The organism is Listeria valentina (assembly GCF_011800755.1).
GTDB lineage: Bacteria > Bacillota > Bacilli > Lactobacillales > Listeriaceae > Listeria > Listeria valentina.
In genome coordinates this window covers 1-12951 of sequence record NZ_JAATJW010000022.1, presented here as the reverse complement: position 1 = coordinate 12951, position 12951 = coordinate 1, and the positions used below count along the sequence as shown (strand labels likewise).

Annotated in this window: 10 protein-coding genes; 3 read left to right on the top strand and 7 right to left on the bottom strand. The window is 40.4% G+C overall.

All coding sequences use genetic code 11. The features are described 5' to 3' along the window. Nucleotides 1–146: 146 nt before the first annotated feature. The 7 genes from uvrA to HCK02_RS06985 form a co-directional block, all read right to left on the bottom strand. Complete coding sequence (uvrA, locus tag HCK02_RS07015; protein WP_167629388.1) at nt 147–3011, bottom strand: excinuclease ABC subunit UvrA; 2865 nt, start codon at nt 3009–3011, stop codon at nt 147–149. 6 nt (nt 3012–3017) lie between these two features. Next, nucleotides 3018–4991 carry an excinuclease ABC subunit UvrB gene (gene uvrB, locus HCK02_RS07010; protein ID WP_167629386.1) on the bottom strand — a complete coding sequence of 658 codons (1974 nt, stop codon included), beginning with the start codon at nt 4989–4991 and terminating at the stop codon, nt 3018–3020. Between the two features lie 191 nt (nt 4992–5182). Beyond that, nucleotides 5183–5431, bottom strand: a complete 249-nt coding sequence (locus HCK02_RS07005; RefSeq protein ID WP_167629384.1) for a CsbA family protein — start codon at nt 5429–5431, stop codon at nt 5183–5185. A 14-nt stretch (nt 5432–5445) separates the two neighbouring features. Then, nucleotides 5446–6099, bottom strand: a complete 654-nt coding sequence (locus HCK02_RS07000; protein WP_167629382.1) for an HD domain-containing protein — start codon at nt 6097–6099, stop codon at nt 5446–5448. 18 nt (nt 6100–6117) lie between these two features. After that, nucleotides 6118–6453 (bottom strand): hypothetical protein, encoded by a 336-nt coding sequence (locus tag HCK02_RS06995; protein ID WP_167629438.1) that lies wholly within the window; start codon nt 6451–6453, stop codon nt 6118–6120. Nucleotides 6454–6614: 161 nt separating this feature from the next. Next, nucleotides 6615–8705, bottom strand: coding sequence for a heavy metal translocating P-type ATPase (locus tag HCK02_RS06990; RefSeq protein ID WP_167629380.1), 2091 nt, complete (start codon nt 8703–8705; stop codon nt 6615–6617). A 31-nt stretch (nt 8706–8736) separates the two neighbouring features. Then, nucleotides 8737–9039 (bottom strand): ArsR/SmtB family transcription factor, encoded by a 303-nt coding sequence (locus tag HCK02_RS06985; protein WP_115753902.1) that lies wholly within the window; start codon nt 9037–9039, stop codon nt 8737–8739. Nucleotides 9040–9456: 417 nt separating this feature from the next. Between HCK02_RS06985 and HCK02_RS06980 the strand changes: the two genes are divergently transcribed. The 3 genes from HCK02_RS06980 to HCK02_RS06975 all read left to right on the top strand — a co-directional run bounded on the left by HCK02_RS06980 (nt 9457) and on the right by HCK02_RS06975 (nt 12517). Next, the gene (locus HCK02_RS06980; protein WP_167629378.1) at nt 9457–11487 is read left to right on the top strand and encodes a BspA family leucine-rich repeat surface protein; all 2031 of its coding nucleotides are present in this window, start codon (nt 9457–9459) and stop codon (nt 11485–11487) included. 151 nt (nt 11488–11638) lie between these two features. Further along, nucleotides 11639–11764, top strand: a complete 126-nt coding sequence (locus HCK02_RS14200) for a hypothetical protein (RefSeq protein ID WP_281348874.1) — start codon at nt 11639–11641, stop codon at nt 11762–11764. Between the two features lie 72 nt (nt 11765–11836). Beyond that, nucleotides 11837–12517: an oligosaccharide flippase family protein gene (locus HCK02_RS06975; protein WP_167629377.1), complete on the top strand. Its 681-nt coding sequence runs from the start codon at nt 11837–11839 to the stop codon at nt 12515–12517. Nucleotides 12518–12951: the final 434 nt, after the last annotated feature.

Sequence of the window (12951 nt, the reverse complement as noted above, 5' to 3'; positions counted from 1 at the left end):
TAGATTTAGTGTCTCATTTATCATAGTTCTATTATGACGCATCACATAAATTCTGTCATACAACCTAAGAACGATTCTTTCTTTAGACTTTTGGGGAAAAGAAAAAGCCTGATCTGGCAACTTTCATCCAGACCAAGCTTATCAACTTATTTTTGCTTTTCGGCTACCTTTTCCTTCATGCGATTCTTATCGCGTTCCAAAATCGGCTTCAAATAGTGCCCCGTATACGATTTCTTCGATGCCGCTACCTTTTCAGGCGTTCCCTTCGCGACAATTTGACCGCCTCCATCGCCACCTTCTGGCCCGAGATCAATCAAATAATCAGCTTGCTTGATCACATCCAAATTGTGCTCAATCACAAGAACCGTATCGCCATTTTCGACGAGTCGTTGCAAGACCCCAAGCAAACGTCCGATATCATCAACATGTAGCCCTGTTGTAGGCTCATCCAAGATATAAAACGACTTGCCGTTGCTGCGTTTATGCAGTTCCGAAGCGAGTTTCACGCGTTGCGCTTCCCCGCCAGATAGTGTCGTTGCAGGTTGACCTAAACGAATATAACCAAGTCCCACATCCACAATCGTTTGCAATTTCCGCGCAATTTTTGGTTGATTTTGGAAAAATTCAAGTCCTTCTTCCACCGTCATATCTAGCACTTCTGCAATGTTCTTTCCTTTGTAGTGAATATCAAGCGTTTCACTATTATAACGTTTCCCGCCACAAACCTCACAAGGAACATACACATCCGGCAAGAAGTGCATTTCAATTTTGATAATGCCATCTCCTTTGCAAGCTTCACAACGCCCACCTTTGACATTAAAGCTAAACCGTCCTTTTTGGTATCCACGAACTTTCGCTTCATTTGTCGAAGCAAACAAATCACGAATATCATCAAACGCTCCCGTATATGTTGCCGGATTTGATCTTGGCGTTCGCCCGATTGGCGACTGGTCAATATCAATGATCTTTTCAAGATGTTCGATTCCTTTGATTTCCTTATGCGCTCCCGGCTTAGCATTCGCACGATTTAGTTTTCGCGAAAGCGTCTTTCGAAGGACTTCATTCACGAGCGAACTTTTTCCAGATCCAGAAACCCCAGTCACACAAGTAAAAGTTCCGAGCGGAATATCCGCCGACACATTTTTCAAGTTGTTCGCCTTGGCGCCGATGATCTCAAGTTTATTGCCATTTCCTTTACGACGCTTCGTTGGAACAGGAATAAATTTCTTGCCAGAAAGATAAGCTCCTGTGATTGAATTTGCATCATTCGCAACTTCTTCCGGACTTCCAGCAGCCACAATTTCTCCGCCGTGTTCCCCGGCTCCTGGCCCAATATCAATCAAGTAATCCGCCGCCATCATCGTATCCTCATCATGTTCCACAACGATGAGCGTATTTCCAATATCTCGCATACCTTGAAGTGTATTCACGAGTCGATCATTATCCCGCTGATGCAACCCAATTGAAGGCTCATCTAAAATATAAAGCACCCCAGTAAGCTTCGACCCAATTTGTGTAGCTAATCGAATTCGTTGTGCTTCACCACCAGAAAGCGTTCCAGCTGCTCGACTCAGCGTTAAATAATTCAATCCAACATTTTTAAGAAAGCCTAATCGGTTTCGAACTTCTTTCAAAATCGGTGCAGCAATTTGTGATTCTTTTTCCGACAAATCGAGGCCTTCAAAGAAATCATAGCCTTCCATAATTGAATAATCGCTTACTTCTCCAAGATGCTTTCCGTCCACTTTGACAGCGAGAGCCTCTTCCTTCAAGCGATAGCCATGACAAGTTGGGCATGGCAAATTAGTCATATATTGTCCCATTTGGTCACGCGTGAAATCCGAGTTCGTTTCCCGATAGCGCCGTTCAATATTCGGCAAAATTCCTTCAAACGGTATCCAAGTTTCCCGTGTCATTCCAAAATCATTCTTATATTTAAAGAAAAATTCTTTTTCACCAGAACCATTTAAAATAATATTTTGATGTTCTTTCGAGAGTTTTTCAAACGGCGTATCCATATCGATCCCAAACTCTTCACAGGCAGAAGCAAGCATCTGCGGATAATATTGTGAGCTGATAGGCTTCCAAGGTACAATAGCCCCTTCGTTTAACGAAAGTGATGGATCCGGGATAACCGTCTCCACATCCACTTCAAGTTTTGTTCCAAGACCATCACAAGTTGGGCAAGCACCAAATGGACTGTTGAACGAAAACATACGTGGCTCTAATTCACCAACCGTAAAACCGCAGTACGGGCACGCGTAATGTTCACTAAACAGCAATTCCTTTTCACCGATCACATCCACAACAGCATAACCATCTGCGAGTTTAAGTGCTGACTCTAAGGAATCATATAAACGGGAATGCACGCCTTCTTTAATCACAATCCGGTCAATGATGATTTCAATCGAATGCTTCTTGTTTTTTTCCAGTTCGATTTCATCATTTACATCATACACTTCGCCATCTACGCGAATTCGTACGTAACCTTGCTTTTTAATTTCTTCAAACGTTTTCTTATGCGTTCCTTTTTTTCCCGAAACGATCGGAGCCATAATTTGGATTCGCGTTTTTTCAGGATATTCAAACACACGGTCTACCATCTGATCAATCGTCTGCGAAGTAATTTCAATTCCGTGGTTTGGACAAATTGGGTGCCCTACACGAGCGTAAAGCAAGCGCAAATAATCATGGATTTCGGTTACGGTTCCAACTGTCGAACGTGGATTCCGACTTGTCGTTTTTTGGTCAATCGAAATCGCTGGACTCAAACCTTCAATCAAATCTACATCTGGTTTATCCATTTGCCCAAGGAACTGTCTCGCATATGCGGACAATGATTCAACGTAGCGCCTTTGCCCTTCCGCATAAATCGTATCAAAAGCAAGCGAAGACTTCCCAGAACCCGATAAGCCAGTCATGACGACTAACTTATCACGCGGGATTTCCACATCAACGTTTTTCAAATTGTGCGCTCTCGCTCCTTGAATTACGATCTTATCTTTTTTCAAATCTGCTCATCCTTCCGCTTTAAGTTCTAAAAGTGCATCACGAAGTTCAGCCGCTCGTTCGAAGTCAAGCGCCTTCGCAGCAGCCTTCATTTCATGTTCCATATCTTCAATTAATTGTCCGCGTTCTTGTTTCGTTAGCTTGCTCAAGTCTTGAAGTTTTTCGTCTTCCTCTTCGGAAGCTGTTGTCGCAGAAATCACACCACGAATTTCTTTTCGAATCGTTTTCGGTACAATTCCATGTTTTTCATTATATTCCTCTTGAATTTTACGACGACGTTCCGTTTCATCAATGGATTTCGTCATGGAATCTGTCATGTTATCCGCATACATAATAACTTTCCCATGTTCATTCCGTGCCGCACGTCCCATCGTTTGGATAAGCGACCGTTCGGAACGAAGAAAGCCTTCTTTGTCTGCATCTAAGATCGCAACAAGCGAAACCTCCGGCAAGTCAATTCCTTCACGTAGCAAGTTGATCCCAACGAGTACGTCAAATACGCCTAATCTTAAATCCCGGATGATTTCGATCCGTTCGAGAGTTTTGATCTCAGAGTGTAAATACTGGACTTTGATGCCCGCTTCTTTCAAGTAATCCGTTAGATCTTCTGCCATTTTTTTCGTCAAAGTGGTAACTAAGACCCGTTCGTCTTTTCCAGTTCGATCATTGATTTCATCAATCAAATCATCAATTTGTCCTTCAATCGGACGAACTTCAATAATTGGATCAAGCAGTCCCGTTGGACGAATGATTTGTTCGACTACATCTGGATTGTGTTCGAGTTCATAAGGGCCTGGTGTTGCGGAAATATAAACAATTTGATTGACATGCTTTTCAAATTCTTCTAATCGAAGCGGACGGTTATCCAGTGCTGATGGCAGTCTGAAACCATGATCCACAAGCATTTGTTTTCGCGCTTGGTCCCCGTTATACATGCCTCGAATTTGAGGCATTGTAACGTGTGACTCATCAATCACGATTTGGAAGTCATCTGGAAAATAATCAAGCAACGTGTAAGGCGTTGAACCCGGTTCCCGCAAAGCTAAATGCCTTGAATAGTTTTCAATTCCTGAGCAGTAGCCCATTTCTTCCATCATTTCAATGTCATAGTTAGTCCGTTGCTCAAGGCGTTGCGCTTCTAATAGTTTATCTTGACTGCGCAGTTCTTTTAAGCGCTCCGCTAACTCCAGTTTAATATTTTGAATGGCAATCTTCATAATATCTGGACTCGTCACAAAGTGAGAAGCCGGGAAAATTGAAACATGTTCCCGGTCGCCAATAATTTCACCCGTTAAAGCGTCGACTTCGCGAATTCGTTCGATTTCATCTCCGAAAAACTCAACACGAATACAATGTTCATCACGTGAAGCTGGGAAGATTTCAACAACATCGCCGCGCACACGAAACCGACCACGCTGGAAATCAATATCATTTCGGTCATACTGAATCGCAACTAAACGACGAAGTAACTCATCTCGCCCAAGTTCCATTCCAGTTCTTAGCGAAACAAGTAATTTACCATATTCTTCTGGTGCCCCTAAACCATATATACAAGAAACACTCGCGATGATGATTACATCACGACGCTCAAATAATGCAGCTGTTGCTGAGTGTCGCAATTTGTCGATTTCATCGTTAATACTCGCATCTTTTTCTATATAAGTGTCACTTTGCGGAACATAGGCTTCAGGTTGATAATAATCATAATAGCTTACAAAATATTCAACAGCATTATTCGGAAAAAACTCTTTAAATTCACTATAAAGTTGTCCCGCTAATGTTTTATTATGAGCCATAACAAGTGTTGGCTTATTAATATTCTGAATGACATTGGATACCGTAAACGTCTTCCCAGTTCCCGTTGCTCCAAGTAAAGTTTGATGTTTCACGCCTTTATTAAGACCTGCAACTAGTTTTTCAATCGCTCTTGGCTGATCGCCAGACGGTTTATATTCTGAAACGAGTTCAAATTTATCAGTCAATGCCTCTTCCTCCATTCCTGCTCGCTTAAATTCTTTCGCTCATACATAAGATTCTTTCATTTTACCATAAAGTATTCTATTCGCCTAGCAAAAAGCGAACATATTTTCGGTTTTTTGTAGAGAACGAAAAAACGTCATCTCATCGGATCACGTTTTCTCTTTCTTTTTCATTTTATCACTTTTGTTATTTTTCACCTATCCATGTGCTTTCCTCTTGCCTTTAGCCGCTTAAGCATGATCGTTGCAACAGCAAAACCCGCCGTCATCGATAACGCGTCTAAAATCATTAGCAGGTAAGTTCTCGTGTAACCTAGCTTCACACTTGCCGCGATCAAGATCACCATCAAAAGAAGCGCAATATAGCGATTATAAGTAATGCGCGCAAACATGATGACCAAAAGTCCAGGAAAGAAAATAGCCGAAAGCATTTGATCTACCATGTTTCCCCTCTCCTTTACTTAAAATCGTCCTTTAAAGCCTGAGCAGTGATAGCATTCGTTAATTCAGGAAGCTCGGTTTTGCGGATTCCCTTTTCATGTAGCATATCTGGCAGAATTTCTGCCAGAAAGTATTTTACACTTGCCATCTCCTGATATTTATAAATCGTTGCAAGCGCCTCACTGTAAATTTCAACAAAAACATTTTCCGGATTCCCTTTTTGGATTTCGCCGAATGATTCATATAATAAATCCACTTTGTCTGCAATTGCTAGAATTTTTCCTTCAAGCGTTTCGTCCTTGCCTTCTTTTAATAAATGACGATAAATCGTTTGAAATTCACTTGGGATTTCCCGCTCAATAAAATTTTGCGTCATGCTTTCTTCCACTTCGGAAAGCATTTCCCGGAGCTCTGCCGTCGCATATTTTACAGGCGTTTTAATGTCGCCAATAAAAAGTTCAGAATAATCGTGGTTTAGCGCTTTTTCATAAAGCGCCCGCCAATCGACCTGATTTCCTGCTTTTTCTTCTACGTTCCCAAAAAATTGAGCAATACTTGTGACTTTGAAAGAATGTTCAGCGACGGAATGCTCCTGATATTTAAACTTTCCCGGACAACGATAAATGTTTTCAAGATCCGATAAACTTTGAAAATATTGATGAATTCCCATCTTAACACTCCTTCTCGATTATTTTTTGCTGCTTTGTTGCTTTTTGTTCGCAGGATTCGTATTTTCCACTTCACGCATCACAACTGCAGCTGCATATCCGATGAGTGCAATCATAAAGCCCGAATAAGAGCGAAATTTATCTGGCACAATAAAAGCAATAATCAAAAGAACTGCAGCCGTAAGCAAGATCCCCCAAATAAACAATTTTTGTTTTCGAGGTCGTTCCGCTTGAATCGGTGCATAAATCCAAATAAAACAAATCACTTGAATCAAGATAAATTGCACAATGCCAAGTAGCGAAACAAGAACAAGCGACTGATTAAATAAAAGTCCAAGAATAGCGACCAAAAGCATCAGAATAAAGCCCGCGATGATGGCTGTTTTTTGCGTTGACGTGAGTTTCAAACCTTTCCCTCCAAAGTCTTATTTGTTCTTTACTTTACCACAGAAAGCCAAAGTTTTCGACAAAAAGACGCCTTTCCCCCTTGCAGGAAACGAACAGGCGCCCTTTCTAGTTATTTGATTTTTTCTTCTTTCGACCGAATTAAAATTGTCAAACTGAGAAGCGTCACAATGATCGTCGCTCCCATATCTGCCATGATTGCCATCCAAAGTGTCAGCAAGCCCGGCAGCGTCAAAAGAAGTGCCAAAATTTTCAGCCCTAATGCAAACGCAATGTTAAAGCCAATAATTTTGCGAACTTTTTTGGCGATCCGAATGGTCATCGGGAGTTTCAGCAAGTGATCCTGCATCAAGACGACATCGGCCACTTCAATGGCGCTATCGGTGCCTTTCCCCATGGCAATCCCAAGATCCGCTGTAGCAAGCGCAGGCGAATCATTGATGCCATCCCCGACCATCATCACTTTCCCAGTTTCGGATTGAATTTTCCGGATGCGATCCAGTTTTTCCTCGGGCAATAAGTCCGCATAATAAGTGTCCATCCCGATTTCCGATGCCACTTTCTCGGCTGTCTTCGCATGATCCCCGGTCAGCATGATGGTATTTGTTACGCCAATTTGATGCAAATCCGAAATGAGTTCGCGGCTTTCTGGCCGAAGCGCATCGCGGATACCGAACATGCCGAGAATTTGCCATTCAGATGCTGCCACAACGACCGTGTAGCCAGCTTGCTTCAAGGTCTGCACATCCGAACGCGCCTTGTCACTCCAAGCCCCATCCGGAATCTGGCTTTCATTTCCCATAAAGTAGGCGTTGCCTTCTAAGCGGCCAGTAAGGCCTTTTCCAGCGATGGTTTCCATCGAGTCCATCTTGCCGATTTTCACACCATCCTTTTTCGCTTTTTGAATAATCGCTGAGGCAATCGGGTGAAGTGAATCGTTTTCCATCCGCGAGGCGATATCCATGAAGTGATCATCGTACGCGATCAATTCCGCCACAACGGGTTTCCCGCTCGTAAGTGTTCCTGTTTTATCAAAGGCAATTTGCTTAATTTTCCCGAGTTGTTCGAGGAAAACGCCACCTTTGATCAACACGCCATTTTTGGCGCTGCGAGTGATCCCAGACACAATCGCAACTGGCGAAGAGAGAATAAGCGCGCACGGACAGCCGATAATTAGAACTGCAAGCCCTTCATAAAGCCATTTTGAAAAGTCTGCTCCGAAAAGAAGTGGCGGAACAAACGCGATCAGCACGGCGAAAAGCATAATTGCTGGCGTATAGTAGCGTGCAAATTTATCGATGAAAAGCTCGGTTGGCGTCTTCGTTTCTTGTGCTTCTTCAACCAAATGAAGAATTTTGGCAAGAGAAGAATCTTCATACAAGGCCGAAATCTCAGCTTTAATCGTTCCTTCATTGTTAATGGAACCGCCAAATAGTGCATCTCCAATTTGCTTTTCAACCGGCATGGATTCCCCGGTAATCGCTGCTTCGTTAAAGGAACTAGCGCCTTCAATGATCGTTGCATCTGAGGGCACTTTTTCGCCTGCACGAATCAAGACCACATCCCGCAATCGCAATTTCGAAATCGGGATTTGGCTCACTTTGCCATCCACGAGTACATTGGCCGTTTTAGGTGCTACTTTTAAAAGTTCCGACATGGATTTTCTCGCTTGACGCATTCCGAAGCCTTCTAAGTATTCATTTAAGCCAAACAAAATCGCAACAACGGTTCCTTCTTTATAATCTCCAATGGCAAAGGCCCCTATCAAAGCAACTGTCATCAGTGTATCAATCGTAAATTTCAATCGGAAAAGGTTTTTAAGGCCTTTAAAGAAAGTTTGATAGCCACTAAGTCCTGCAGCTGCTAAGTAGATGGTAAAAGAAGCAATCCAAGGGATTTTATTCCCAAGAACAAGTGCCACAATGAAAAGTACGGTTGAAATACCCAGTTGAATCAAAAGTTTCTTATCATTCCCATGCTCATGCGCATCTTCTGAATGTCCTTCATTCGGCTTCACAATCGCTACATTTTCTGTTTTTAGAATTTTTTCAACCGTGGCAAGTGGGATTCCATCCGGAAGCATTAATTTGGATGTGTTATAAAAAATTTTTGCCTCACTTCCATGGTTTAAATTCTGAATTTCTCGCTCCAGTTTTTCAGAACAGTGGGCACATGAAAGTCCTGTTAGCCTGTACTCTGTCATCGTAATCCTCTCCTAGCTTAGGCGCCTCGATTTACCTATGTTCAACGTGATGAATCGCTTGTTTGAGTAGTTCGAGCACGTGGTGATCATCTTGTGAATAGTAAATCGTCGTACCTTCTCGCCGTGATTTTACCAGTCGTAAGTTCTTTAAAAAACGCAACTGATGAGAAACTGTCGTTTGATTAAACGATAGGGTACGCGCAATTTCATTCACAGAATACTCCCGCTCTTGCAGGAGGTTCAAAATTTGGACACGTGTTGGATCCGATAGCGCCTTAAAAATTTGTGTAACATCTAGCAACGTTTCTTCGTCTAGTTTTGAATGATTTTCCATAGCCGTTCACACTCCATTATTATATGTTCATATAATCATATGATAGCGTGACTAGTAGGGTTTGCGCAACTTTAGTGAACTTGTTTTATATATTAATATATGTTTATATACACATATTAATATATACACTTCAAAAACGCAAGCACTTTCCGTACTTTGTTTGACTCACTTTGACTAAAAGAAACTTAGTATCAGAACTATTTCTCAATGCGACTAGCCCCAGCTTGCGGTTAGACTTTTCCTTCTATTCTTATATCCTATTTCTATTCAGCTTGCCGAGAAATAAATCGCCACAAAACATTCATCTTTTGTACGATATATTGTAACTAAGTACCAGCTTATTTCTGAGTCCAATTGTTATCATGAAGGTGTGCTTTTTGGGTAAAGCAACGAAGCAGAAAGAGGGGGACACAAACTTTGAAAAATAAATACTTCTTTTTTGCTATTTTCATGATCCTTTTCCTTGGCTTTATCAACGTAGCAAAATTTGATGCAGCCAATTTGACTGTATCTGATTTGACAATTCAAACAAACAAAAATACTTATGAAAAAAATGAAACTTTCTTAATTAATCTAAGTGACACGAATCCCGCGGATACAGAATCTTTTATAAAACTCCCATCCGGCTTGGACTATGAAGGTGTAGATAGTGGAAACGGTAGTGTAACTCAAGACAAAGTAAAGCATCAACTAACCATTGCGTGGACGGATCCAAAATCTAAAAAGATCTCATTACGCCTGAAATCAGCCACTGATGCTACATACACACTGACAGCTTCTTCCATTCGCGATGATAAAGAAGTCACATCTAGAAATGTTTCTATCAACATTTCTTCTGGCGTTTCTTCGGCATCACCAAAAAAACAAGTGGAATCACAACAAGTTCCTGCAGCAACGAGTAAGGAACCCATGAAGGAAGCTCAAAGCAAGCCTTCCGATTCTAGCAAGGACGAAAAAACTCCTCAAAATAAAGCTGATTCTGTCAATCAGAAGACCGCTCAAAATAAGGGAACCTTACCTAAAAAATCGGCAGATGACTTATTTCAAAGTCGGGCAGCGGCGACTAATCCTATCCGGCAAGGAACTCTTGAGACTTGTTATTGGTATCTTGATTCTGATTATACACTACATATTGAAGCGGGCACTATTTCCGATAAGGTACTAGCAGTGGATCCAGTGGAGGGTACATCTTCGGCAATAAGTCCGTGGAGCTCCAGGTATTCTCCAGTTCGTAAGATCATTATTGAAGGGCCAGTTGTTCTTCAAGGAGATGTGAGTGGGCTTTTCGGCTCACTTACTGAGCTAACCGAAATTAAAAACTTAGATTTAATCAATACCTCAGCTGTCACCAGTATGGGTGGAATGTTTTCAAATGATACCTCTTTAGTTACCTTAGATTTATCTACTTGGGACACAAGTAACGTGACAAGGATGCGAAGCATGTTTTATAACAATTCCAGTCTACAAACTGTAAAATTTGGCGACTGGAATTTAAAAAAAGTGAAAACCTTTGACTTTATGTTTTATGATAACAAATCACTAACTGATTTAGACTTATCTAAGTGGAAAATGCAAAAAGGCTTTTCCGCTATTCAAATGCTCTACGGGGCAAACAACCTTTCGCGCCTTAGTTTAGGACCTGAAACAACTTTTGGAGGTTGGAGTAGCGTTGGCCTTGTTGTTCCCCCTACTGAACTTCCTTATTTTGGAAAATGGCGGCGTGAAAATACCGAAGAAAAAAGCGTAACTTCTAGTCAGCTTTCAAGCAAGTATGATGGAGCAACAATGGCTGGCACCTATGTTTGGGCAAAGTCATTACGTACAATCAAGGCCAAGGACACACTTATTGGAATAGGTGAAAGTTGGGATCCTAGAACCAATTTCATCTCGGCAACTGATGACGATAATTTACCAATTCCATTTGCCCCTAGCATGGTTACAGGAAGTGTTAACACACAAAATCTCGGACCGCAAAAAATTCTCTTCAAGAATGGACTGGCTGAACAGACTGCAACTGTGACGGTTCTTAAACGTGAGCTTGCTTTTCATGCGATTCCGGATACTTTTGCTTTCCAATCACTCAAAATTTCTGGTCAGCTAACCGAATCAAGGCAAGCGGATCCGGATTGGAAATTAGTTGTTAAAGACACACGAAAAGGCGGCGCAAAGTGGCAAGTAAAAGCGCAGCTAGCCATACCATTATCTGATCAAAAGGGGCGCCCGCTTGATAGCAAACTCATCTTTCGCCAAAAAGGACAATCCGATCAAAATGTAACTAGTCAAGATGACGTGATTGTCTTTGCCAAAAAAAGTAAAGACATTGAAGGTTTATATGATGTTTCCTGGTCAAAAGATGAGGGATTTTATATACAAACCCCTCCAGGAGCAGCAAAAGCAGAACAATATCAAGGAGCCATTCGCTGGATTCTTGAAGATGCTCCTGCATAAAACAGAATAAATCAAGTGTATTTTTTGTCGATTTTGTTAACAAATATAAATAAATCTTACTTTCTTATCTTATTTTTCAATTTAATCTTTATTTTCAAAATGATTGTTGTATAATAACTTCATTACATCATGAAGAGAGGTGAATGACATCATGAATTTTAAAGTAGAGAAGTTAGAAGCAATTGTTGCTCCAGGATTTTGGTCTGGAGTCAAAAAATTCGGAAAAGCTTTTAATAAAGCCTTTTGGGAAGTAGCTTGGGGAAACTATGCTATTTAAAAATAAGCAGGTGCGTCACCTTGTGACGCATCTGCTTATTTCAGAAATTTTGATATTGAGGAATGATTTTAAATGAACAATCTTTTTAGAGGAACTGCAATTTTAACTTCCGGGTCTATGATATCTAGAATTATAGGTATACTTTATGTTATTCCTTTTTATGCAATTATAGGCGGAGAGCGAAATTCAGCACTTTATCAATATGGCTATGTACCTTATACTATATTTTTGAGTATTGGAACCGCTGGTATCCCTCTCGCCATATCTAAACATATCTCTTTTTATAACTCTTTAAGCCAACCCAAAAACAGTGAAAAATTATTCAAATCTGGGCTTCTTATTATGATTATAAGTGGTATTTTAAGCTTTGGTTGCATGTATTTATTTGCTCCATTATTTGGAAGTCTTCAAAGCACACAGGGCGTTTTTTCTGCAACTCAAATTTCTACTGTTATTCGTTCAACTAGTTTTGCATTATTAATTATTCCCACTATAAGCTTATTCAGGGGGTACTTTCAAGGGAACTATGATATGACCCCATCCTCAATGTCACAAATAATAGAACAAATTTCCAGAGTAGTATTTTTGCTATGCTCTACTTTTTTAGCATTACATGTCTTTAATACAGATATTACAATCGCAATCAGCTTAGCAACATTTTCAGCTTTCATTGGAGCGCTTTTTAGCTTAATATATCTAATAATTAGATTCAATAAGTCAAAAAAAAAAGGAAATTTATCATTGCAAAGATAGTTATCCAATTATTTCTTTTCGGAAGCTATTTAAAGATGTAATTATTTCTGCAATTCCATTTGTTTTAGTTGGCATTGCTTTTTCACTATATCAGCAAATTGACTTGTTTTCATTCCCAAAAATCTTAATCAATCAAGGTGTCTCTCCTCAAGAAGCCATAAACCTTTTATCAATAGTGAATTTTAGTACTCAAAAACTAATAATGATTCCAAACACTTTTTCTGTCTCATTTTCCATGAGTATTGTCCCCTTATTTACAGCTCATTATGCAAAAAATGAAATAAGAAAAATGAATAATCAATTTTCTACAATTATTGTAACGTATCTTTTAATTACTCTACCATTATGCATTTTTATAGCTGTTTCTGCATACCCCCTATATTATCTTTTTTATGGTGAAAGTTCAGAAGGCAGTGAAATACTAAGTGTATATA